A 24000-nucleotide genomic window follows, 5' to 3' on the forward strand; every position below is an offset into this window, starting at 1 on the left:
CGCATGAAGGTTCTCGATCTCCGTTGCGCGCATGGCCATGGCTTCGAGGGCTGGTTCGCGTCCAGCGAAGCATTCGAGACGCAACTGGCCAACGGCCAGGTCGAGTGCCCGGTGTGCGGCGACACCGCCATCGTCAAGCTGCTGAGCGCACCTCGGCTGAATCTCGGCAACGCGAAGCCACCGCAACAAGCAGCCACGTCCACCGCTTCCTCGAACGTTCCGGCCGAGCTTTCGCCCCAGGCGCGCTGGATGCGTGCGGTGCGCGAGGTGCTGTCGAAGACCGAAGACGTCGGCGAACGCTTTGCCGACGAAGCCCGCAAGATGCATTACGGCGAGACCGAGGAGCGCGGCATTCGCGGCCAGGCCACGCCCGAGCAGGCCGAGGCGCTGCTCGACGAAGGCATCGCGGTGATGGCGCTGCCGATGCCGGCGGCGCTCAAGGAAACGCTGCAGTAGTCGTCGCTGCGGCGCGCAGTTCGGCGCCGGAACAGCAAGACGCAGTTCAGGCCGTGAACTGCAGCGCGGCCAGCCGCGCATAGACCCCGCCTTGGGCGACCAGCGTCGCGTGCGTGCCTTGTTCGACGATGCCGCCGTGGTCCAGCACCACGATGCGGTCGGCCTTTTGCACGGTTGCGAGCCGGTGCGCGATGACGACGGTGGTGCGGTTCTCCATCGCCGACTCCAATGCGGCCTGCACCATGCGCTCGCTCTCCGCGTCCAGCGCGCTCGTGGCTTCGTCGAGCAGCAGCAGCGGCGGGTTCTTCAGGATGGCGCGTGCAATGGCGATGCGCTGGCGTTGTCCGCCCGACAGCCGCACGCCGCGCTCGCCCAGGAAGGTGTCGTAGCCCTCGGGCAATGCCTGCAGGAAGTCGTGCGCGAAGGCGGCGCGCGCGGCGGCGTGCACTTCTTCGGTGGTGGCTTCCGGGCGGCCGTAGCGGATGTTCTCGAACGCGCTGGCCGAGAAGATCACCGCGTCTTGCGGCACGAGGCCGATGCGCGTGCGCAGGTCGGGCAGGGCGAGCGACGCCAGCGGCGTGCCGTCGAGCAGCAGGCTGCCCGATTGCGGGTCGTAGTAGCGCAGCAGCAGCTGGAACACCGTGCTCTTGCCCGCGCCACTGGAGCCCACGAGCGCCACGGTTTCGCCGGGCGCGACGTCGAGGCTGAAGTCGCGCAGCGCGGGCGTGCCCGGCCGTGATGGGTAGTGGAAGGTCACCGCATCGAAGCGGATGGCGCTGCCGGCCACGGGCACGGGCGACACCGCCGGCCGCGTGGGCGACACGATGGCCGCGGGCGCGTGCAGCAGTTCCATCAGCCGCTCGGTGGCACCGGCGGCGCGCAGCAGGTCGCCGTAGACCTCGCCGAGCACGGCCGTCGCGCTGGCCAGGATGGCCACGTAGACCACGGTCTGGCCGAGATGGCCAGCCGTGATGTCGCCGCGCAGCACCGCCTGCGTGCCCTGGTACAGGCCCCAGAGCAGCGCGGCCGAGGTCGCGATGATGATGAACGCCACCAGCACCGAGCGCGCCTTGGTGCGGCGCACGGCGGTGCGGAAGGCGTTTTCGGTCGAGCCGTTGAAGCGCGCGGCCTCGCGGTCTTCGGCGGTATAGCTCTGCACCACGGGAATGGCGTTCAGCACCTCGGCCGCGATGGCGCTGGAGTCGGCCACGCGGTCCTGGCTGGCGCGCGACAGCTTGCGCACGCGGCGGCCGAACCACATGCTGGGCAGGACCACCAGCACCAGGATGCCCAGCACCTGCACCATCACATAGGGGTTGGTCCACACCAGCACCGCCAGCGCGCCCACGCCCATCACCGCGTTGCGCAGGCCCATGCTCAGGGACGAGCCGACGACCGTCTGCACCAGTGTGGTGTCGGCCGTAAGGCGGGAGAGCACTTCGCCGGTTTGCGTGGTTTCGAAGAATGCGGGGCTCTGCTTGAGCACATGGCCGTAGACCGCGTTGCGGATGTCCGCCGTCACGCGCTCGCCGAGCCAGCTCACCGTATAGAAGCGCGCCGCCGAGAAAAGCCCCAGCGCCACCGCCACCGCGAACAGCGCGCCGAAGTGCTCGCGCAGCGCCATGGTCTGGGCGCCCTTGTCGGGGTTGATCAAGCCGCCGTCAATCAGGCTGCGCAAGGCGATAGGAAAAGCCAGCGTCGTGACCGCCGCCATCACCAGAAAGACAGCCGCCAGGACGATCTGGACCCGGTAGGGGCGAAGAAAAGGGTTCAGGCCCGACAGAGAGCGGGGCGAGCCCTTGGCCTGCGATACCTGGGAAGACGGTGGGTTAGAAGCCATCCGGCGATTCTAACGATCCCTTGCCTCTACAAAGGAAGCCTTGACAATAACTGCCGCGGCAACTAATATTTCGGCCATGAGCGATGCCAATTCAACCCAAGCCACGTCGGCGCAAGCCGACGCCGAGCGTCGCGCGCCTGCCGCCTTCTACCGGCCGGAAACCTACCAGACTGAAGAGAGCATCGGCTACCTCATGCGCCGCATCGTGACGGCCGTGGGCCAGTCGATCGAGAGCCGCATCTGCGAGCCTGGCAGCCCGACCTATCCGCAGTGGGTGCCCCTCTATAAATTGCATGTGGGCGCCGCCACCACGGTGGCCGAACTGGCCCGCGCCTGCGAACTCGACACCGGCGCCATGACGCGCCTGCTCGACCGCCTGGAGGCCAAGGGCCTGTGCCGGCGCGTGCGCTCGCTCGAAGACCGGCGCGTGGTCAACATCGAGCTCACCGACGAAGGCCGCGCCGCCGCCAAGGAAGTGCCCTACGTGCTCAGCCGCGTGCAGAACGAACACCTTGCAGGTTTTTCCAATGAGGAGTGGGAGCAGCTGAAAGGCTATCTGCGCCGCATCCTCGACAACGCACAGGCCCTCGCGGTCCGTGGAGATAAAAATGACTGATTCCCTCGCCGTGCGCGCGCAGCGTCGCACTACCGTCGAAGCTGTCGCGCAGCGCCGCACTACCGTCGCAGCCGCCGCGCCGCGTCGCGCGCCCATCGTGGCCGCCGCGCTGCTGGTGATCGCGCTCGCCGGTTGCGCCGACATGTCCGGCATCGGCTCGCAGGCCAAGCTGCGCGACGCGTCCTCGCTGGGCATCGCGCCCGACAGCGCCGCCGCGCCGGCCGCCACGCTCGACAGCCAGTGGTGGCTCGCGTTCGGCGACACGCAGCTCAATTCGCTGATCGACCAGGCCGTGGCCGGCAACCCGAACCTGCAGATCGCCCAGGCCCGCCTTGCGCGCGCGCAGGCTTCCGCGGACATCGCCGGTGCCGCCCTCAAGCCGCAGGTGAAGGGCGACCTCGACCTGAACCGCCAGAAGTTCAACAGCAACTACATCTACCCGGCACCGCTGGGCGGCTCCACGCAGAACATCGGCCTGCTGCAGCTCAGCGCCAGCTGGGAGCTCGACTTCTTCGGCAAGAACCGCAGCGCGCTCGACACCGCCATCGGCGCGGCCAACGCCGCGGCCGCCGATGCCGACGCCTCCCGCGTGCTGCTGGCCAGCAACGTGGCGCGCAGCTACTTCCAGTGGGCGCGCCTGAACGACCAACTCACCGTGGCCAAGCGCACGCTGGCCCAGCGCGACGAAACCCTGAAACTGGTGCGCGACCGCGTCTCCGCTGGCCTGGACACCCGCCTCGAACTGCGCCAGAGCGAAGGCGGCCTGCCCGAGGCGCGCCAGCAGATCGAAGCGCTCAACGAGCAGATCGCGCTGCAGCAGCACGCGCTCGACGCGCTCGTGGGCCAGCCCAACGTGTCGGTTTCGCTGAAGCCGCCGGTGCTCGACAGCGTGAAGACGATGGCGCTGCAGTCCAACATTCCGGCCGACCTGCTGGGCCGCCGCGCCGACATCGCCGCCGCGCGCTGGCGCGTCGAGGCCGCCACCAGCGATGTGAAGAACGCCAAGACGCTCTTCTATCCCAACGTGAACCTCACGGCCTTCGCCGGCTTCCAGAGCCTGGGCTTCGGCAAGCTGCTCAAGTCGGGCAGCGAGCAGTGGGGCGTGGGCCCGGCCATCAGCCTGCCGATCTTCGAGGGCGGCAAGCTGCGCGCCAACCTGCGCGGCAAGTCGGCCGACCTCGACGTGGCCATCGAAAGCTACAACGCCGCCGTGATCGACGCCGTGCGCGACGCGGCCGACCAGGTGGCCAGCGCCCAGTCCATCACGCGCCAGCAGGCCGAGCAGCGCGCCGCGCAGACGGCGGCCGAAGGTGCCTACGACATCGCCGTGCAGCGCTACCGCGCGGGCCTGGGCAATTACCTGAACGTGCTGACGGCCGAAACCGCCGTGCTGGCGCAACGCCGCCTGGCGGTCGACCTCGCCGCGCGCGCGCTCGACACGCAGGTGGCGCTGGCGCGCGCACTGGGCGGCGGCTGGCAGCCCCCGGCCACCGCCACGGCCGCACTGACCAACTGAACAGACCCGACTCCCTCGTCTTCGGAAAGAACTTCACCATGAGCGATAACAACACTCCGACGCCCGCTGCTGCCGCAGCCTCCGCGAACCCGACGGCGCCCGAGGCGCCCGCCAGCAACGGCAAGCGCCGTCGCGCCCTCACCGCGCTCGCCGCGGTGGTCATCGTCGCCGGCGGCGGCTGGGGCCTGTACGAATGGCTGGTCGCCAGCCACTACGAGGACACCGACAACGCCTACGTGTCGGGCAACGTCATCCAGATCACCCCGCAGATCGGCGGCACCGTGATGTCCATCGGCGCCGACGACACCGACTTCGTCAAGGCCGGCCAGCCGCTGGTGCAACTCGACCCCGCCGACGCCAAGGTGGCGCTGGAGCAGGCTGAGGCCGCGCTCGCGCAGGCCGTGCGCCAGGTGCGCACGCTGTACGCCAACAACGGCTCGCTGGCCGCGCAGGTCACCCTGCGCCAGTCGGACATCGTCAAGGCGCAGAGCGACATCGCCAAGGCGCAGGACGACCTGCAACGCCGCCGCGCGCTGTCGGGCAACGGCGCCGTGTCGAAGGAAGAACTCAACCACGCCGAAACCCAGCTCGACACCGCCAAGAGCCAGCTCGCCGCGGCCCAGGCCGGCGTGGTGGCCGCCAAGGAAGCCCTGGTGAGCAACCAGTCGCTCACCGAAGGCACCAGCGTGGCGCAGCACCCCAGCGTGCTGTCCGCCGCCTCGAAGGTGCGCGAGGCCTACCTGGCCACGCAGCGCGTCGCCATGCCCGCGCCGGTGGACGGCTACGTCGCCAAGCGCACCGTGCAGCTCGGCCAGCGCGTGGCCGCCGGCACGCCCATGATGTCGATCGTGCCGCTCAACCAGCTCTGGGTCGACGCCAACTTCAAGGAAGTGCAGCTGCGCAACATCCGCATCGACCAGCCCGTGAAGCTCACGGCCGACGTGTACGGCAAGAAGGTCGAGTACACCGGCCGGGTCGCCGGCCTGGGCGTGGGCACCGGCAGCGCCTTCGCCCTGCTGCCCGCGCAGAACGCCACCGGCAACTGGATCAAGGTGGTGCAGCGCGTGCCCGTGCGCATCGCGCTCGACCCCGAGCAGCTCAAGGCCAACCCGCTGCGCATCGGCCTGTCGATGGACGCCGAGATCGACATCTCGTCCAAGAGCGGCAAGATGCTCGCCGACGCGCCGCGCGCCACCGCGCTCACGCAGACGGCGGTGTACAGCCAGCTCGACCGCGGCGCCGACGCCGAAGTGGACCGCATCGTCGCGGCCAACCTCGGCCGCAGCGCGCCGGCCACGGCCGCCGTGCCGTCCAAGGGCTCGGCCGCGCCCAGCGCCGCGCCCGCGGCGGCATCCGTGGCCGTGCAGGGCCAGCCGGGCTGATCGCCCGCGCGCCCCGCACACCCGTCACAGTCAGCTGAACAGTTCGCGCGACCGCAATGGCCACCGCTGCTCCTGCCTACATCGCGCACCCGCCACTCGAGGGCTCCGCCCGCATCTGGGGCACGGTAGCGCTGTCTGCGGCAACCTTCATGAACGTGCTCGACTCGTCGATCGCGAACGTGTCGTTGCCCGCCATCTCGGGCGACCTTGGCGTGAGCACCACGCAAGGCACCTGGGTCATCACCAGCTTCGCGGTGGCCAACGCCATCGCGGTGCCGCTCACGGGTTTCATGACGCAGCGCTTCGGCCAGGTGCGCCTGTTCATGGCCAGCGTGATCCTGTTCATGATCGCCTCGCTGCTGTGCGGCCTGGCGCCGAACATGACCACGCTCATCCTGTTCCGCGCGCTGCAGGGCTTCGTCGCGGGCCCGATGATTCCGCTGTCGCAGACCTTGCTGCTGTCGAGCTACCCGCGCGCCAAGGCGGGGCTGGCAATGGCCATGTGGTCGATGACCACGCTGGTCGCGCCGGTGATGGGGCCGCTCCTGGGCGGCTGGATCACCGACAACATCTCGTGGCCGTGGATCTTCTACATCAACATCCCCGTGGGCATCGTGGCCGCGTCCATCACGTGGGCGCTGTACCGCAAGCGCGAGAGCACCACGCACAAGGTGCCCATCGACGCCATCGGCCTCGCGCTGCTGGTGCTGTGGGTGGGCTCGATGCAGCTGATGCTCGACAAGGGCAAGGAGCTCGACTGGTTCCACTCGGCCGAGGTCGTCACCATGGCCGTGGTCGCGGTGGTGGGTTTCGCGTTCTTCCTGGTCTGGGAGCTGACCGACAAGCACCCGGTGGTCGACCTGTCGCTGTTCAAGCGGCGCAACTTCTGGTCGGGCGCGGTGGCGACGGCGGTCGCCTACGGCCTGTTCTTCGGCAACGTGGTGCTGCTGCCGCTGTGGCTGCAGCAGTGGATGGGCTACACCGCCACGCAGGCGGGGATGATCATGGCGCCCGTGGGGCTGCTGGCGATCTTCTTCTCGCCGATCGTCGGGCTCACGGTGAGCAAGATCGACCCGCGCCGCTACGCGACCTTCTCTTTCCTGGTGTTCGCGCTGGTGCTGTGGATGCGCTCGAACTTCAACACGCAGGCCGACTTCGTCACCATCATCATTCCGACGGTGATCCAGGGCATTGCGATGGCGTTCTTCTTCATTCCGCTGGTGACCATCACGCTGTCGGGCCTCACGCCCGACCGCATTCCGGCCGCCTCGGGCTTGTCGAACTTCCTGCGGATCACGGCCGGCGCCATGGGCACGTCGCTGACCACCACGCTGTGGGACAACCGCGCCACGCTGCACCACTCGCAGCTGGCCGAGACCATCAACCAGGGCAACAACGCCGCCACGAGCGCGATGTCGGGCCTTACCAGCAGCGGCTTCAGCACCGACCAGGTGCTGGGGCAGATGAACCGCATCGTCGACCAGCAGGCCTACATGCTGGCCACCAACGACATCTTCTATGCGTCGGCCATCCTGTTCCTGCTGCTGATTCCGCTGGTGTGGCTGGCCAAGCCGCAGAAGGGCGGTGCCGGTGGCGACGCCGCGGCCGGCGCGCACTGAGCGTCACGCTGTAGAACGCACTCGACCCCCGGGCTTCTTCAGGAAGACCCGGGGGTTTTCACATCTGCAGGGCGCGCAGCACGTCGTAGCAGGCGCCCATGGTGTGGTAGTCGGTCTTGCCGGCCGGGCTCTTCTCGTCGCTGATCTTCGTGTTCTGCGGCGTGAGAATGCGGTACCACGCGCCGTGCCGGTGATCGACGAAGTGCTCCCAGCTGTACGCCCAGATGCTGTCGTACCAGTCCCAATAGCCGGCGTCGCCGGTGCGCACCGCCAGCAGCGCGGCGGCCGCGAAGCTCTCGGCCTGAACCCAGAAGTACTTGTCGCCGTCGCACACCGTGCCGTCGGGGGCGAAGCCGTAGACCAGTCCGCCGTTGTCGGCGTCCCAGCCGCGGAACATGGCGGTGTCGAAGAAGTGGCGCGCGCGCGGCACGGCCCAGTCGGCGCTGCGGCCCGCCGCGGTGAGCTGCCGCTCCAGTTGCAGCAGCAGCTTGGCCCACTCGGTCAGGTGGCCGGTCTGGAAACCCCAGGGCCGGAAGATGTTGGTCTTGTCGCCGCGGTTGTAGTCCCAGTCGGGCGACCAGTCTTCGCGGTAGTGCTCCCAGACCAGCCCGTTGGCCAGTGCCGCCTGCTTGCCGGTGACCGCTTCGGCGAGCGCCAGCGCGCGGTCGAGGTAGCGCGTGTCTTTCGTCGCCTCGAAGGCAGCCAGCATCGCCTCGCAGGCGTGCATGTTGGCGTTCTGCCCGCGGTAGGCGCCCACGCGCCAGTCGACCGTGGCTTCGTCGGCATAGAGCTGGTGCCGCGGCTCCCAGAAGTGACGCTCCATCAGCTCCCATGTGTGCGAGAGGCCGGCGCGTGCCTCCTCGACGCCGGCCATCAGCGCGTGCGCATGCGCGAGCAGCACGAAGGCCAGGCCGTAGCAGTGGTTGGTGCCGTCTTGCACGGTGGCGCCTTGCTGGTGCCAGTCGACCTGCCAGGCGTGCCCGCCCTCGGGCTTCGCGTGGCCCGCGTGCAGAAAGGCCAGCCCATGCCGTACCGCCGCGAGATGCTGCGGGTTGCCGAAGCGGCGGTAGGCCATCGCGTTGTTGAAGACGAAGCGCGTGCTGCTCACCAGGTGGCGCGTGCGGCGGTCGTACACCGTGCCGTCGTCCTTGTAGAAATGAAAGAAGCCGCCCGTGGCGTCGAGGCTGCGCGGCTCGTAGAACGCGAGCGTGTGCAGGATGTGGTCGACCAGGAAGTCGGGGGAGCGAAAGTTCGGCATCTGGAATGAAGCGGCATGCGGGTTGCCGAACCAGTGTAGGCAGGGGTATGGGCGAATGGGCCTTGTGGTTTCCCCGAACAAGACGCCATGTCGAACGCCAGCCTTGGGCGTGAAGCGAAGCGAATGGAGTGCTGAATTCCTCACCTTCGCGTGTTCGGCGCTCGGCTGTATGACCATTGTTTGCAGTGCCTGTGGGGATGCCCCTGCAAACTGCCGCGACCTCATGTCCGTGATGGAAGGTCGTCGATGTCGCGCACGCTGTCTGTTTCTTGTTCCGCCATTCCTGTTGTCCTCGGTCGCCCGGTGCTGGAGCCTGTGCGGCTTTTCGGCGAAGAAGGCGTCGATGGGTTGTTTGCCTATGAGCTATGGCTGTCGGGGGCGGCGGAGCTGGAGCTCGATGGGTTTGTCGGGCGAGAGATCTGTTGCGAGATCGAACTCGACGGTGCTGCACCTCGCCAGATCAATGCGCTCATCACCGATGCGGCGCTGTGGGGCGAGCAGGGACGCCACGTTCAGTACAAGCTCACCCTGCGTCCCTGGCTGCACCTGGCCACCCTGCGCACCGACTGCCGGATCTTCCAGAACCAGACGGTCGTGCAGATCCTCGACGCGCTGCTGGCGAACTACGGTTTTCCCGTCGACAAGAGACTGGCCGAGAGCTACCCGCTGCGGGACTACCAGACCCAGTTCAACGAGAGCGACTTCCAGTTCTTCAGCCGCCTGTGCCAGGAATGGGGCATCAGCTACCACTTCGAACACTCGCAGGGCAGGCACCGGCTGGTGCTGTCGGACGCCATGGGCGCTTTCAAGCCCGCCGACAGTGCCGCGTACCGCGAGGTCGAATACCACGCCCCGGGCTGGAAGCTGGATGCGGAATACATCCACAGCTTCGTGCCGACGCACCAACTCACCAGCGGGCGGTATGCGGCACGGGACTACGACTACACGCGGCCCCGCGCCGAGCTGGGCACGAGCCGCAAGGACCCGAGGCCCACGGGGCACGCCGATGGCGAGGTCTACCAGTGGCATGCGGACTTCGGCGGCAGCCACAGCGTCCAGCCCGATGCCGGCAGCGCCGGCAACAACGACCCGAAGGCGGAAGGCGACCTGCTGGCGATGCTGCGCATGCAGGCCCTGCGCACCCACGGCGCCAGGGCACAGGCCAGCGGCAACCTCCGGGGCATGGTGGCCGGGCGCACCTTCAGGCTGCAGAAGCACCCCAGGGAGTCCGCCAACGCCGAGTACCTGATCCTGGCCACGCGGTTCCTGATCGAGAACGTCGCGCAAGAAAGCCAGCGCAAGGACGGTCTCGTCGACAAAGAAGAAAAGCAGCAATGGCGCGTCAGCGTCGACTTCACTTCGCACCCCGTCACCGAACCCCTGCGCCCGGCGCTCACCCAGCCCAAACCCCGCGCGGGCGGTTGCCAGGTGGCCGTGGTGGTCGGGCCAGCGGGAGAAAACATCTGGACCGACGCGCTGGGCCGCATCAAGGTGCATTTCCCCTGGGACCGCCTCGGCGGGAACGACGCGCACAGCAGCTGCTGGCTGCGCGTGAGCTCGCCGTGGGCGGGCAACCAGCTGGGCGGCATCCACATCCCGCGCATCGGCCAGGAGGTGATCGTCGACTTCATCTCGAGCGACCCGGACCTGCCGATCTGCACGGGTCGGGTGCACAACCAGGCGAACCTGCCGCCATGGGCGCTGCCGGGGCAGAGCGCGCTGAGCGGCTTCAGGAGCCGGGAGTTGACGAAGGACGGTGGCGGCAACGGCGCGGCGGGCAGATCGAACCACCTGCTGATGGACGACACGGAGGGCTGCATCCAGGCGCAACTGAAAAGCGACCACCAGAGTTCGAGCCTGAGCCTGGGAAACATCACCCGGGTGGAAGACAACACGGGGAGAAAAGAGGCGAGAGGCGAGGGCTTCGAACTGCGCACGGACGGGCACGGCGTGCTGCGCGCGCAAGACGGGCTGCTCATCACCACCGAAGCACGGCCCGATGCGGCCCGCCATGCCAAGGACATGGGCGAGACCATCCAGCGTCTCGCGCAGGCCCGCGACCAGATCGAAGGCCTCTTGCAAGCCGCGCAGTCGGCTGGCGCGCAGGAGCAGGGCGAAGACCAATCCGCCGTCGCCCGGGCCGTCAAGCAACAGAACGACGCGCTCAAGGGCGGCGGCGAGCCTCACAGCGAGCACAGCTTTCCCGAACTCGACGCGCCGCACCTGGTGCTCGCCAGCCCCGCGAGCATGGCGATCACGGCAGCACAAAGCCTGCACAGCCACACGGGCGCGCACACGCAGCTGACCAGCGGTGGCCACGTGTGCATCGGCGTGGCAAAGCGCATCCTGGCGAGCGTGGGCGAGGGCATCCGCCTCTTCGCGCTCCAGAGCGGCATCAAGGCCTTTGCATCGCAGGGTGACATCCGCATCGAGGCCCAAGGCGATGCGCTGGCGGCCATGGCGCTGGGAGACGTCGACATCGTCAGCACGCAGGACACCGTCTATGTCATCGCCAGCAAGAAGGTGACGATCAATGGCGGCACCAGTTTCAGCGAATGGAACGAGGGCGGCATTCGTCACGGCACGTTGGGCACCTGGATCGAGCATGCCGCCATGCATGCCACGCCGGGCCCTGATGCCGCGCCGACCTCCTCGGCACCCAAGGTGTGCTGGGAGTGCATGCAGCGCGCCATGCGGCGGGGGACCGCGGCTGCGCCGAGGGCATGAGATGAGCCGCCCGCAGATGTTCCCGGCACTGGGTGCGAGCGATGCACTGGATCATGGCGCCGAGCTTCACGAGGCCTTGCATCGCTATCTCTGCGTGCAGGTTGCTCCGTTGCTTGCCCCGGGCGAAGCGAACGCCAGGCTATGCCGTTACGCGCTTGTCAGCGCGGGGCAATGCAATGAGGGCGCCGTCGCAGCCGCGGTACGCAATCACCGTTTGCCTGGCGAGCGCCTGTTCATGCAGACGCCCGAGTCGGACATGGCGGACATCGGGCCCTGGCTGATCGAGCTGCCGTCCACGCCTAGGCCTGAGCTGCTCGATGCGTTGGCCGACATGGCGACCTCGCAGTCGATGACCTTGTTGTGCAGCGCGCTGCGCATCCCCAAGTTGGCCGAACACCTGCGCAGCTTCATGTCCGGCGTGCTGCAGGACGGTTCCCCGGTGTTGCTGCGTTGGTTCGACCCACGGATCGGCTTCGACATGCTGTTGCATTGGCCGGATGTTGTCAGGCAGCGCTTTCTTGCACCGCTGGCGTGGTGGGCAGGCTGGGATGGCGGCTTTGAATTTCGCCGCTTCCCCGGCGCTGCAAGCGGCGATGGTTCATCGTCGAGCGAACCCATCGAACTGGACACCCGATGGCTCAAGGCCGTCGACGAGGTGGGCGAGCCGCAACTGATCGTCGCGCTGCTGCTTGAGGAGATGGAGGCGGCGGGCTCCCCGGCGTTGCTCGATCTTTCACGCATGCACGCCTGTCTGCGCAGGCAGGTCGCACGTGATGCACTGGTGTTTGCCCGTGGCGCGGGGTTCTTCGGATGGGACGACCGATTGCTCGCCTGCCAGCTCGCCTTGACGACCCATCCGAAGTTCTACGAGCATCCGGCCTTCGGTTCGGTGTTGTCCGCCACGGCGCCGACGCGGCTCGTCGACGTGCTTGTGAAGTTGCCTGCGCGCGTGCACGCCGAGTGGGCGCAAGACCTGCAACCCGCGCTCGCGCGCCTGTGCGAGGAATTGAAGGCTGCGCTTGGCGCGGTGAGCTGAACACCGGCGGCTGCAGTCATCCGCATGCCGCCCAAGGCAGGCAAGGCGTCGCATCGACCGTTTGTCGTTGCGACGACAGTCCCTCTGAACAGCTCACGCCGGGCCATGCATGGTTGCACTGCAGCATAGGCATTTGCCCCAGTATCCAAGCGCGGAACGCCCACCAACAATCAGTCCGCGCCCGGTAGTGGCGAATTCAGATGGACCGCATGACCGACTTTCTTCTTCCGCATCCGGGCGACTTCGCGAGATGAGCGACGTCATTCTCGAAACACGCCAGCTCACCAAGGAATTCAAAGGGTTCACCGCGGTCAGCAAGGTCAACCTGTCGGTGGTGCGCGGCTCCATTCACGCGCTCATCGGTCCCAACGGCGCGGGCAAGACGACCTGCTTCAACCTGCTGACGAAGTTCCTCGAGCCGACCACCGGCACGATCCTCTTCAACGGCCAGGACATCACGGGCGAGCGCCCCGCGCAGATCGCGCGGCGCGGCATCATCCGCTCGTTCCAGATCTCGGCCGTGTTCCCGCACCTCACGCTGCTGGAAAACGTGCGCCTGGGCCTGCAGCGCCGCCTGGGCACCTCGTACCACTTCTGGAAGAGCGAGAAGTCGCTCAAGCCGCTCGATGCACGCGCACGCGAGCTGCTGGCCGAAGTGGGCCTCGAGGAGCTCGCCGACGAGCAGACCGTGAACCTTCCCTATGGCCGCAAGCGCGCGCTCGAGATCGCGACCACGCTGGCCATGGAGCCCGAGCTGATGCTGCTCGACGAGCCCACGCAGGGCATGGGCCACGAAGACGTGCACCGCGTGGCCGAGCTCATCAAGCGCGTGTCCGCGGGCCGCACCATCCTGATGGTGGAGCACAACATGAGCGTGGTGTCGACCATTGCCGACACCATCACGGTGCTGCAGCGCGGCGCGGTGCTGGCCGAAGGCCCGTACGCCGAGGTCTCGAAGAATCCGCAGGTCATGGAGGCCTACATGGGCACCACCGACGGCGAAATGCAGGGCGCCCACTGACATGACCGCCGCACTCGAAATCAAGGGCCTGCAAGCCTGGTACGGCGAATCGCACGTGCTGCACGGCGTCGACATGGTCGTGCAGCCGGGCGAGGTCGTCACGCTGCTGGGGCGCAACGGCGCAGGCCGCACCACCACGCTGCGCGCCATCATGGGCCTGACGGGCGCGCGCAAGGGCAGCATCGAGGTCAACGGCAAAGAGACCATCGGCATGCCGACGCACCGCATCGCCCACCTGGGCATCGGCTACTGCCCCGAAGAGCGCGGCATCTTCGCCAGCCTCTCGTGCGAAGAAAACCTGCTGCTGCCGCCGGAGCTCAAAGGGGGCGGGCAGGGCATGTCGGTCGAAGAGATCTACGCCATGTTCCCCAACCTGGCCGAGCGCCGCCACAGCCAGGGCACGCGCCTGTCGGGCGGCGAGCAGCAGATGCTGGCGGTGGCGCGCATCCTGCGCACGGGCGCCAAGCTGCTGTTGCTCGACGAGATTTCCGAAGGCCTGGCGCCGGTCATCGTGCAGGCGCTGGCCCGCATGATCACCACGCTGCGTGCCAAGGGCTACACCATCGTGATGGTGGAGCAGAACTTCCGCTTCGCCGCGCCGCTGGCCGATCGCTTCTACGTGATGGAGCACGGCCGCATCGTCGAGAAGTTCGGCGCCGCGGAGCTCGAAGCCAAGATGCCCGTGCTCACCGAGCTGTTGGGCGTCTGAGAAGAGAAAAAAAACAAACGTCCACAAGACCTCGCTCCCATCCCACAAAGATTCCTCCAGGAGACAACACCATGAACAAGAAACTCGGCCTCGTCGCTACCGCCATCGGCATCCTCGCGCTGGGCGCGGGCGCCGCGCAGGCGCAGGAAAAAGTGAAGATCGGCTTCGTCACCGACCTGTCGAGCCTGTACGCCGACCTCGAAGGCAAGGGCGGCGCCACGGCCATCCAGATGGCCATCGACGACTTCGGCGGCAAGGCGCTGGGCCAGCCCATCGAGCTGCTGGTGGCCGACCACCAGAACAAGGCCGACATCGCCGCCTCGAAGGCGCGCGAGTGGGTCGACACGGCCGGCGTGACGATGATCTTCGGCGGCACCAACTCGGGCGTGGCGCTGGCCACGGCCAAGGTGGCCGAAGAAAAGAAGCGCGTGTACTTCAACAACGGCGCGGGCAGCTCGGTGCTCACCAACGAGCAGTGCAGCCCGTACACCATCCACTACGCCTACGACACCGTGGCGCTGGCCAAGGGCACGGGCGCCGCGGTGGTCGACCGCGGTGGCAAGAGCTGGTTCTTCCTGACAGCCGACTACGCCTTCGGCCACGCGCTGGAAGCCGACACCACCAAGGTCGTGAAAGAAAAGGGCGGCACGGTGGTGGGCGCGGTGCGCCATCCGCTGAACGCGTCGGACTTCTCCTCGTTCCTGCTGCAGGCGCAGAACTCGAAGGCGCAGATCCTGGGGCTGGCCAACGCGGGCGGCGACACCATCAACTCCATCAAGGCGGCGAAGGAGTTCGGCATCAACAAGACCATGAAGACCGCCGGCCTGCTGGTCTTCCTGAGCGACATCCACAGCCTGGGCCTGAAGAACACCGAAGGCCTGCTGCACACCACCAGCTGGTACTGGGACCTGAACGACGAGTCGCGCAAGTTCGCCAACCGCTTCTTCGAGAAGACCAAGCGCATGCCCACCGACGTGCAGGCCGCCGACTACTCGGCCACCATGACTTACCTGAAGGCCGTGGCCGCCGCCAAGACCACCGACTCCGACAAGGTGATGGCGCAGCTCAAGAGCACCAAGATCGACGACTTCTACGGCAAGGGCCAGATCCGCGCCGACGGCAGCTTCATCCACGACATGTACCTGGTCGAGGTGAAGTCGCCCGCCGAGTCGAAGAAGCCCTGGGACTACCTGAAGGTGCTCAAGACGCTGCCGGGCGACCAGGTCTTCACGACCAAGGCCGAGACCAAGTGCGCCGCCTGGAAATAAGCGGCAAATAAACGGCATAGACCGCTGACCCCCGCGCAGACACCACCACCCAAGCCACCACCGAAGCCAACGAGGAGAACCCTTCCATGAAACGCACGCTCATCGCCTCCGCCTGCCTCGTCGCCACCTGCCTGATGGCGGCCGGCGCCGCGCAGGCGCAGGACAAGGTCAAGATCGGTTTCATCACCGACATGTCGAGCCTCTACGCGGACGTGGAGGGCAAGAACGGCGCCCTCGCCATCCAGATGGCCATCGACGACTTCGGCGGCAAGGTCAACGGCATGCCCATCGAGCTGCTGCAGGCCGACCACCAGAACAAGGCCGACATCGCCGCCTCCAAGGCGCGCGAGTGGATCGACACGCAGGGCCTGACGATGCTGTTCGGCGGCACCAGCTCGGGCACCGGCCTCGCCATGGCCAAGGTGGCGCAGGAGAAGAAGCGCGTGTTCATCGTGAACGGCGCGGGCAGCTCGGCGCTCACCAACGAGCAGTGCTCGCCCTACACCGTGCACTACGCCTACGACACCGTGGCGCTGGCCAAGGGCACCGGCAGCGCGGTGATCGCGCGCGGTGACAAGAGCTGGTACTTCCTGACGGCCGACTACGCCTTCGGCCAGGCGCTGGAAGCCGATGCCTCCAAGGTGGTGAAGGAGAAGGGCGGCACCGTGGTGGGCAGCGTGAAGCACCCGCTGAACACGTCGGACTTCTCGTCGTTCCTGCTGCAGGCGCAGAACTCCAAGGCGCAGGTGCTGGCGCTGGCCAACGCGGGCGGCGACACCATCAACGCCATCAAGGCCGCGAAGGAATTCGGCATCACCAAGACCATGAAGATGGTCGGCCTGCTGGTCTTCGTGACCGACGTGCACAGCCTGGGCCTGAAGAACACCGAAGGCCTGCTGCTCACCACCAGCTGGGACTGGAACCTGGACGACAAGACGCGCGCCTTCGGCAAGAAGTTCTTCGACAAGACCAAGCGCATGCCCACCGACATCCAGGCCGCCGACTACTCGGCCACCATGACCTACCTGAAGGCCGTGCAGGCCGCCAAGAGCACCGACGCCGACACGGTCATGGCGCAGATCAAGAAGACCCCCATCGACGACTTCTACGCCAAGGGCGTGGTGCGCGAGGACGGCCGCTTCGTGCACGACATGTACCTCATGCAGGTGAAGTCGCCGGCCGAGTCGAAGCAGCCGTGGGACTACTACAAGGTGGTCCAGAAGCTCAAGGGCGAGGACGTGTACACGACGAAGGCCGAGAGCAAGTGCGCCCTCTGGAAGTGATTTTTCACGGGCGCCCCGGCGCCCGGGTTCGTTGAAACGCCTATGACCATTTCCCTTCCCGGCCTGCTGAGCCAGCTCCTCCTGGGGCTGGTGAACGGCTCGTTCTATGCCATCCTGAGCCTCGGGCTCGCGGTGATCTTCGGCCTGCTCAACGTCATCAACTTCGCGCACGGCGCGCTGTTCATGCTCGGTGCCGTCCTCACCTGGATGGCCATGGAGTACCTCGGCATCAACTACTGGGTGATGCTGATCGCGGCGCCCATCGTCATCGGCCTGTTCGGCGTGCTCATCGAGCGGCTGCTGCTGCGCTGGATCTACAAGCTCGACCACCTCTACGGCCTGCTGCTCACGCTGGGCCTCACGCTGCTGATCGAGGGCGTGTTCCGCTCGGTGTACGGCGTGTCGGGGCTGCCCTACGACGCGCCCGAGGCGCTGTCGAGCGCCACCGACCTCGGCTTCATGGTGCTGCCCAACTACCGCGCCTGGGTCGTCGTGGCCTCGCTGGTGGTGTGCTTCGCCACCTGGTACGTGATCGAGAAGACGCGCCTGGGCGCCTACCTGCGCGCCGGCACCGAGAACCCGCGGCTGGTGGAGGCCTTCGGCGTGAACGTGCCGCTGATGATCACGCTGACCTACGCCTTCGGCGCGGGCCTCGCGGCGTTCGCCGGCGTGCTCGCCGCCCCGGTGATCCAGGTGTCGCCGCTGATGGGGCAGAACCTCATCATCGTGGTGTTCGCGGTGGTCGTCATCGGTGGCATGGGCTCGATCATGGGCGCCATCCTCACGGGCCTGGGGCTGGGCGTGATCGAGGGCTTCACCAAGGTTTTCTATCCAGAGGCTTCGTCTACGGTTGTGTTCGTGATCATGGTCATCGTGCTGTTGATTCGCCCCGCCGGCCTGTTCGGCAAAGAGAAGTAAGGCGAGCGGCACCATGAACCTGAACATGAAGAAAATCTCCACCGTCGTCTACGGCCTGCTGCTGGTCGCGCTCATCCTGGCGCCGTTCTTCGGCGCCTACCCGGTGTTCGTGATGAAGCTGATGTGCTTCGCGCTGTTCGCGGCGGCGTTCAACCTGCTGCTGGGCTTTACCGGCCTGCTGTCCTTCGGGCACGCGGCCTTCCTGGGCGGTTCCGCCTACGTCGCGGGCCACGCCATGAAGGTGTGGGGCCTCACGCCCGAGCTGGGCCTCATCGCGGGCACGCTGGCGGGCGGCTTCCTGGGCTGGATCTTCGGCGTGCTGGCCATTCGCCGGCAAGGCATCTACTTCGCGATGATCACGCTGGCGCTCGCGCAGATGATGTTCTTCGTCGCGCTGCAGGCCAAGTTCACGGGCGGCGAAGACGGCCTGCAGGGCGTGCCGCGCGGCAAGCTGTTCGGGCTCATCGACCTGTCGAACGACCTCACGATGTACTACGTGGCGCTGGTCGTGGTCGTGCTGGCCTTCCTGCTGATCGTGCGCACCATCCACTCGCCTTTCGGGCAGGTGCTCAAGGGCATCAAGGAGAACGAGCCGCGCGCGCTGTCGCTGGGCTACGACGTGAGCCGCTTCAAGCTGCTGGCCTTCGTGATCTCGGCCGCCCTGTCGGGGCTGGCCGGTTCGCTCAAGACGCTGGTGCTGGGCTTCGCCACGCTGTCGGACGTGCACTGGACCGCCTCGGGCCAGGTCATCCTGATGACGCTGGTGGGCGGGCTGGGCACGCTCTCGGGCCCGCTGGTGGGTTCGGCGGTGGTGGTGCTGCTGGAGAACAAGATCGGCGAACTGGGCAACCTGCTCGCGCGCATCACCACGGTCGACTGGTTCAACACGCTGGGCGAGTCGGTGACCATGGTGACGGGCCTGATCTTCGTGATCTGCGTGCTGGCCTTCCGCAAGGGGATCATGGGCGAGATCATTGCGTTCATCGAGCGGCGCAAGGGGGCTTCGGGCAAGTCGCACTGAGCGCTGTCGGCGGGGTCGCGGCCGTTGCTCAGGGCGCGATCACGCCCCGTACAGCAGCACCAGGAACAAGGGGCTACAACCGAAGAGGCGCCGCGTACCCCGTCATCTCCAGATACCCCCGCCCCACGCGCCGCCCCTGCGCATCGAGCAGATCGCTCACCCCTTCCCAGTACACCCCGCCCGTAGAGCCACGGCTGTCCAGCTCCTGGTCGTCGAGCAGCGCCCGCACCTCGAACGCACCCGCCGGCGTCTGCACACGCCACTGCGTCGGATACTTGGCCTGCGTGCGCGGGCTGTCCCATGACTTGAGCGCCTCGAAGCGCACCTGGTCGTTCGCAAAAATGCGCGCCACGCCATCGCGTGGCCGAAACGATCCGCCGCCCCACAACGCACTGCCGTCGCTGCGCCGCAGGTGAAAGGCCGTCAGCGCGCTGCCGTCGTCCAGGTTCATGCCGGTCCAGTCCCAGCCCACGGCCTCGGGGTGCATCAATGCTTCGCTCCACTCGTGGTCCAGCCACGCCGCGCCGCCCACGTCGAACGCCTGGCCCTTCAGCGTCAGCTTGCCCTGCGCCTTCAGCTGCGGCTCGCTGTAGTAGTAGCTTGCCTGCGATTCGTCCGGCCCCTTGCGCGACAGCCCCGCCTTGCCCTGCAGCAACACCGGTTGCGTGGGCGTGAAGCGCAGGTCGAGCGCGAACTCGCCGGCCGGAATGCGCGCAAGGTAGATGCCGTTCTCGCGCACCAGCGACCAGTCGCGGATGCGCACGTCGGTGTCGCTGGTGCTGGCCTCGGCCACGCCGAAGCCGGCGCGTGCGATGCGCTGGTCGTGCAGCAGCACGCGGCCCTCGAGGTCGGTGACGGCCGCGTGCGCGAACACCAGGTTTTTCGCCGCGAACGCCGAGCGCATGCCCTGCGCGGCATCGACGCGCGAGCGGAAAAAGGTCACCTGAAAACCGAACTCGCGCCCGGCCGGCGTCTTCGCGTGCCCGGTGATGTACCACCACTCGGTGTGCAGGTCGGGGTGGCTGCCGAAGTCGCGAGGGAACTCGAGCCTGCGCTCGGGCAACGCCCACGCCGTGAAAGGGCCGAGCGCCGGTGCGGCAAGCGCCGCCAGCAGCAGGCCGCGCCGCGACAGAGCGAAGGGGGTGCGCCCGGGTTGCATCACGCTGCCACCAGCGCGTCGATGCGCTGCTGCGCGGGGCCGATGTCGCCGAACGCGTTCTTCACCCACGCGGCGTCGTGGTAGCTCGGCAGGTAGCGCTCGCCGGCATCGCACAGCAGCGAAAGAATGGAGCCTTGCTGGCCGGCCGCGCGCATCTCGCGCGCCACGGCCAGCATGCCGACGAAGTTGGTGCCCGTCGACGGGCCCACCCTGCGCCCCAGCAGCGCCGACAGCGCATGCATCGCGGCCACCGAATCGAGGTTGGGCACCTCGATCATCCGGTCGACCAGCGTGCGGATGAAGCTGGGCTCCACGCGCGGCCGGCCGATGCCCTCGATGCGCGAGCCGGCCGCGGTGAGCGTGGCGTCGCCGGTGCGGTGGTAGGCCGAGAACACCGAGCCCTCGGGGTCGGCCACGCACACCTGCGTGTCGTGGCAGCGAAAGCGCACGTAGCGCCCGATGGTCGCGCTGGTGCCGCCGGTGCCCGCGCCCACCACGATCCACTTGGGCACCGGATGCCGCTCGCGCGCCATCTGCTGGAACATGCTCTCGGCGATGTTGTTGTTGCCGCGCCAGTCGGTGGCGCGCTCGGCGTAGGTGAACTGGTCCATGTAGTGGCCGCCGGTGCGCTCGGCCAGCGCGCGGGCCTCTTCGTACACCTGCGCCGCATGGTCCACGAAGTGGCAGCTCGCGCCGTAGAAGGCGATCTGCGCGACCTTCTCGGGCGAGGTGCTGCGCGGCATGACCGCGATGAAGGGAAGGCCCAGCAGCCGCGCGAAGTAGGCCTCGCTCACCGCCGTGGAGCCGCTGGAAGCCTCGACGATGGTGGTGCCCTCGCGCACCCAGCCGTTGCACAGCGCATAGAGAAAGAGCGAACGCGCGAGCCGGTGCTTCAGGCTGCCGGTCGGGTGCGTGGACTCGTCCTTCAGGTACAGGTCGATGCCGGCGGCGGCCAGCGAGGGCAGCGGCAGGGGGATGAGGTGGGTATCGGCGCTGCGCTGGTAGTCGGCCTCGATGCGGCGGATGGCACCGTCTAGCCAGCCGGTGATGGCTGTGGAGGAGGGGGGTTGCTGCATAGCGCGCCAGTCTACAAGTCATGCCTTGTGACTCCCAATGGCGCTTGCGTGGTTGGGGCTGTTGGGCGGTTTTTTTGGGTGGGCGTTGATTGGCTTTGGGATTGGGGTTTCGGGGCCGGGTCTCGCCCCGGCGGGCGACTTGCTTTCTTTTGCTTCGCCAAAAGAAAGTAAGCAAAGAAAAGGCGACCCCACTGGCTGCGTCCCTCCGCTTCGCTGCGGGCAACCTGCGGTGCTCGCGTTTCGCGGGGTCTCGCCCAAACTCGCTTCGCTCAAACAAGGGCGAGCCCTGATCCGCGAAACGCTCCGCTCCTCGGCGCAGCCAGAGGGGCGGGAGCCCACGGGCCATTGCTTCGCTCGGCCCGCCAGGTGCTGCAGGCGCTTTGCTTCTGCAGCACCTGGCTTCCTTTTTTCGAGGGTCGCTTTTTTACCAGTCTTCTTTCACCGCCAGCACCGCGTCCTTGCCTGCGGCGGCCCTGCCGGCCAGCCATGCCGTGACGGTGCCCGCGGCCACCACGGCGGCACACAGCACCACCAGGCGCTCCCATGGCACGAGCAGGTCCATGCTCCAGTGGAAGCTCTGCGGGTTCACCACCTTCACCAGCACCACCGACACGGCCAGCCCCAGCCCCAGGCCGGCCACGGCGCCGATGGCGGTCCACGCGGCGCCTTCGCCGGCCACCACGGCCAGCACCTGGCGGCGGGTGAAGCCCAGGTGCGCGAGCAGGCCGAATTCCTTGCGCCGGGCCAGCACCTGGGCGCTGAAGCTGGCGGCAATGCCGAACAGGCCGATGGCAATGGCCACGGCCTGCAACCAGTAGGTGACGGCAAAGCTGCGGTCGAAGATGCGCAGCGAAGTCACGCGGATCTGCCCGACAGACGCGATCTCCACCGACTCGGCGGAACCGCCGCCCTGGCGCGCGGCCAGCGCACGCACCGCCGCCTGCACCTCGCCCTCGGCGGCGCCGGGCGCGAGCCACACGGCCACGTCGCTCACGTTGCGCTCGCCGGTGATGCGCTCGTAGTCCCGCGCATCCATGGTGATGGCGCCGAACTGCCGCGCGTAGTCGCGCCACACGCCGGCCACGAAGAAGCCGGGCTTTGTCTTCGCCGACGCCACGGCGCCCATCGCATCGGCCAGCGGCGCGAAGGTGGTGCCGGGCCGGGCGCCATACAGCTCCACCATCGGCTCGCTCACATAGATGCCGACTTGGCCTTCGGGCACGGCCAGGGCCGAACCGACCAGCGGCAGCGACTGCGTGGCGCCGCCTTCCAGGCTGCGCGCAATGAGCGCCACGGCCGGCCGGGTGGCGTCGAGTTGCAGCGACTGGGTGCGCAGGGTGCCGGTGCGCGCCACGCCGGGCAACTGCGCCAGCGCCTGCACGAAGGCCGGGGGAAAGGTGGCGGTGTCGGTGCTGTTGCCGCCGCCGCTGTTGCTGCCGCGCCCGCCCGAGGTGGCGCGCACGTACAGGTCGGCGGGCAGCACGACGTCGAGCCACTGCGTCACCGAATCTCTGAAGCTCGCGACCATCACGGTGAGGGCCACGGCCAGGCTCAGGCTGGCGACCACGCCGCTGACGGCCACGGCTGCGGTGCCGCGCATGCGCCGCGCGCGCTCCACGGCCAGCATGGGCAGCACACGCTGCGCGAACAGGGGCGCGATGCGGTCGTACAGCAGCGCAATCAGCCAGGGCAGGGCAGTAATGCCGCCCACCAGCAGGCAGGCCACCGACAAGTACGCCGCCACCGGAATGCCGCCGATGGCCGGCACCTTGGCCAGCGCACCGCCCAGCGCGATCAACGCCAGCGCCAGCCAGTGGCCGTTGCTCTGCACAGGCGCGGCGCCCAGGCCCTTGAGCGTCTGCGCCTCGGGCAGCGCCTGCGCCGCGCGCGCGGGCCACCAGCCGCCGACCAGGGCGGCGGCCACGCCCAGCCCACCGTAGAGCAGCGCCGCGCCGGCGCTCCAGTGCAGCGTGGGCGCCACGCCTTCGAAGTAGCCGCCGCCCAGGTCGCCGCCCAGCACCTTCAGCGCGAAGGCCGCCAGCGCGGTGCCCAGCGCCAGGCCGGCCAGGCTGCCGATGAGGCCCAGCACCAGCGATTCGGTGAGCACCAGCCGCAGCCGCTCGCGCGGCGTGAGGCCCAGCACGCCGAGCAGCGCGAACTGCTGCGCGCGCTTGGCCACGCTGAGCGCCAGCACCGAGAACACCAGGAAGGCGCCGGTGAACAGCGCCACCAGCGCCAGCACGGTGAGGTTGACGCGGTAGGCGCGCGACAGGTTGCTCACGCGCTCGGCCGCGTCGCCGGGCTCGGCAAACTGCACGCCGGCGGGCCAGTCGGGCGACTTCTGCAGCGCGGCGGTGAAGGCGGCGCGGTCGGTGCCGGGCGCCAGCCGCAGGTCGATGCGGCTGAGGCGGCCGCCCTGGTCGAACAGGTCTTGCGCGGCGGCGATGTCCATCACCGCGAGCGCCGTGCCGCCGGCCGCGACATGGCCGGCCACGGCCAGCTGGCGCCATGCATCGCCGCTGCGCAGCTGCACGGTTTCCCGGCTGCCGGCGGGCGCTTCGGCCGGCAGGCCCAGCGCGGTGCGCGCGGCGGCGTTGAGGAACACCTGGCCGGGCGCGAACAGCGCGAAGCGGTCGGCGCCGGGCGCGGCTTGCGGCATGAGCGCGGGCGCGATGGTGGGCAGCACGAGGGCGTCGATGCCGATGACGCGCATGGGCACCTGGCTGTCGCCGGCCGAACTACCAGGCTTGCCATCACCCGCCAGCGCCAACCCCTGGAACTCCACCACCGGGCTCGCCAGCGTCACCTGCGGGTGCTTGGCCAGCCGCGCGAACACGGCCTCGTCGAAGCCGCCCTGCACGGCGCGCACCTCGAGGTCGGGCTGGCCGTTCACCGAGCGCACGGCGCTGGAGAACTCGTCGAGCGCGGAGGCATTGATCAGCTGCACCGAGAAGGCCAGCGCCACGCCCAGCATCACGGCCAGCACGGCCGCCGCGTTGCGCCAGGGGTGGTGGCGGAGTTCCTGCCAGGAGAAGGTGGTGAGCAGTGCGCGCATGCGCCGATTGTGGCGGCGCGCGAAAGCCTGCACGGCCGCC

Annotated in this window: 18 protein-coding genes; 13 read left to right on the top strand and 5 right to left on the bottom strand. The window is 68.2% G+C overall.

Annotated features, from left to right (window positions below):
- The first annotated feature begins 3 nt into the window (after positions 1 to 3).
- Complete coding sequence (locus AB6807_RS24115; RefSeq protein ID WP_371086521.1) at positions 4 to 456, top strand: DUF1178 family protein; 453 nt, start codon at positions 4 to 6, stop codon at positions 454 to 456.
- A gap of 46 nt (positions 457 to 502) precedes the next feature.
- Here the strand turns inward: AB6807_RS24115 and AB6807_RS24120 are convergent, their stop codons facing one another.
- Positions 503 to 2296, bottom strand: coding sequence for an ABC transporter transmembrane domain-containing protein (locus AB6807_RS24120; RefSeq protein ID WP_371086522.1), 1794 nt, complete (start codon positions 2294 to 2296; stop codon positions 503 to 505).
- A 76-nt stretch (positions 2297 to 2372) separates the two neighbouring features.
- Here AB6807_RS24120 and AB6807_RS24125 point away from each other — a divergent pair, with 76 nt between their 5' ends.
- Genes AB6807_RS24125 through AB6807_RS24140 form a run of 4 tightly spaced genes read left to right on the top strand, consistent with a single transcriptional unit; the run spans position 2373 to position 7429 of the window.
- Positions 2373 to 2912 carry a MarR family winged helix-turn-helix transcriptional regulator gene (locus tag AB6807_RS24125; RefSeq protein WP_116913081.1) on the top strand — a complete coding sequence of 180 codons (540 nt, stop codon included), beginning with the start codon at positions 2373 to 2375 and terminating at the stop codon, positions 2910 to 2912.
- Complete coding sequence (locus AB6807_RS24130; RefSeq protein ID WP_371086523.1) at positions 2905 to 4428, top strand: efflux transporter outer membrane subunit; 1524 nt, start codon at positions 2905 to 2907, stop codon at positions 4426 to 4428. The genes AB6807_RS24125 and AB6807_RS24130 overlap by 8 nt, the downstream gene beginning before the upstream one ends.
- A gap of 38 nt (positions 4429 to 4466) precedes the next feature.
- Positions 4467 to 5810, top strand: coding sequence for an efflux RND transporter periplasmic adaptor subunit (locus AB6807_RS24135; protein ID WP_286517415.1), 1344 nt, complete (start codon positions 4467 to 4469; stop codon positions 5808 to 5810).
- A 56-nt stretch (positions 5811 to 5866) separates the two neighbouring features.
- A complete protein-coding gene (locus tag AB6807_RS24140) occupies positions 5867 to 7429 on the top strand; it encodes a DHA2 family efflux MFS transporter permease subunit (protein WP_116913084.1) in 1563 nt (520 codons plus the stop codon).
- Between the two features lie 58 nt (positions 7430 to 7487).
- Here the strand turns inward: AB6807_RS24140 and AB6807_RS24145 are convergent, their stop codons facing one another.
- Positions 7488 to 8687, bottom strand: a complete 1200-nt coding sequence (locus AB6807_RS24145) for an AGE family epimerase/isomerase (RefSeq protein ID WP_371086524.1) — start codon at positions 8685 to 8687, stop codon at positions 7488 to 7490.
- Between the two features lie 246 nt (positions 8688 to 8933).
- Here AB6807_RS24145 and AB6807_RS24150 point away from each other — a divergent pair, with 246 nt between their 5' ends.
- From AB6807_RS24150 to AB6807_RS24185, 8 genes are all read left to right on the top strand, one after another.
- Positions 8934 to 11414 carry a type VI secretion system Vgr family protein gene (locus AB6807_RS24150; protein WP_371086525.1) on the top strand — a complete coding sequence of 827 codons (2481 nt, stop codon included), beginning with the start codon at positions 8934 to 8936 and terminating at the stop codon, positions 11412 to 11414.
- 1 nt (position 11415) lies between these two features.
- A complete protein-coding gene (locus AB6807_RS24155) occupies positions 11416 to 12450 on the top strand; it encodes a DUF4123 domain-containing protein (RefSeq protein WP_371086526.1) in 1035 nt (344 codons plus the stop codon).
- Between the two features lie 250 nt (positions 12451 to 12700).
- Positions 12701 to 13471, top strand: coding sequence for an ABC transporter ATP-binding protein (locus AB6807_RS24160; protein WP_013542391.1), 771 nt, complete (start codon positions 12701 to 12703; stop codon positions 13469 to 13471).
- 1 nt (position 13472) lies between these two features.
- Positions 13473 to 14180 carry an ABC transporter ATP-binding protein gene (locus tag AB6807_RS24165; protein WP_116914520.1) on the top strand — a complete coding sequence of 236 codons (708 nt, stop codon included), beginning with the start codon at positions 13473 to 13475 and terminating at the stop codon, positions 14178 to 14180.
- A 71-nt stretch (positions 14181 to 14251) separates the two neighbouring features.
- The gene (locus AB6807_RS24170) at positions 14252 to 15448 is read left to right on the top strand and encodes an ABC transporter substrate-binding protein (RefSeq protein WP_371086527.1); all 1197 of its coding nucleotides are present in this window, start codon (positions 14252 to 14254) and stop codon (positions 15446 to 15448) included.
- Between the two features lie 134 nt (positions 15449 to 15582).
- Complete coding sequence (locus AB6807_RS24175) at positions 15583 to 16731, top strand: ABC transporter substrate-binding protein (protein WP_286517429.1); 1149 nt, start codon at positions 15583 to 15585, stop codon at positions 16729 to 16731.
- Between the two features lie 42 nt (positions 16732 to 16773).
- On the top strand, positions 16774 to 17649 hold the full coding sequence (locus AB6807_RS24180) for a branched-chain amino acid ABC transporter permease (protein WP_116914523.1): 876 nt from the start codon (positions 16774 to 16776) through the stop codon (positions 17647 to 17649).
- 13 nt (positions 17650 to 17662) lie between these two features.
- A complete protein-coding gene (locus tag AB6807_RS24185) occupies positions 17663 to 18670 on the top strand; it encodes a branched-chain amino acid ABC transporter permease (RefSeq protein ID WP_371086528.1) in 1008 nt (335 codons plus the stop codon).
- A gap of 73 nt (positions 18671 to 18743) precedes the next feature.
- Here AB6807_RS24185 and AB6807_RS24190 read toward each other — a convergent pair whose 3' ends face one another.
- From AB6807_RS24190 to AB6807_RS24200, 3 genes are all read right to left on the bottom strand, one after another.
- Positions 18744 to 19829 carry a lipocalin-like domain-containing protein gene (locus AB6807_RS24190; protein ID WP_371086529.1) on the bottom strand — a complete coding sequence of 362 codons (1086 nt, stop codon included), beginning with the start codon at positions 19827 to 19829 and terminating at the stop codon, positions 18744 to 18746.
- On the bottom strand, positions 19829 to 20905 hold the full coding sequence (locus AB6807_RS24195) for a PLP-dependent cysteine synthase family protein (RefSeq protein ID WP_371086530.1): 1077 nt from the start codon (positions 20903 to 20905) through the stop codon (positions 19829 to 19831). Before AB6807_RS24195 ends, AB6807_RS24190 begins: the two co-directional genes overlap by 1 nt.
- Positions 20906 to 21329: 424 nt before the next feature.
- Positions 21330 to 23960, bottom strand: a complete 2631-nt coding sequence (locus AB6807_RS24200) for an FtsX-like permease family protein (protein ID WP_371086531.1) — start codon at positions 23958 to 23960, stop codon at positions 21330 to 21332.
- Positions 23961 to 24000: the final 40 nt, after the last annotated feature.

It is taken from the genome of Variovorax sp. RCC_210, from assembly GCF_041355175.1.
In the GTDB taxonomy this organism is placed as follows: domain Bacteria; phylum Pseudomonadota; class Gammaproteobacteria; order Burkholderiales; family Burkholderiaceae_C; genus Variovorax.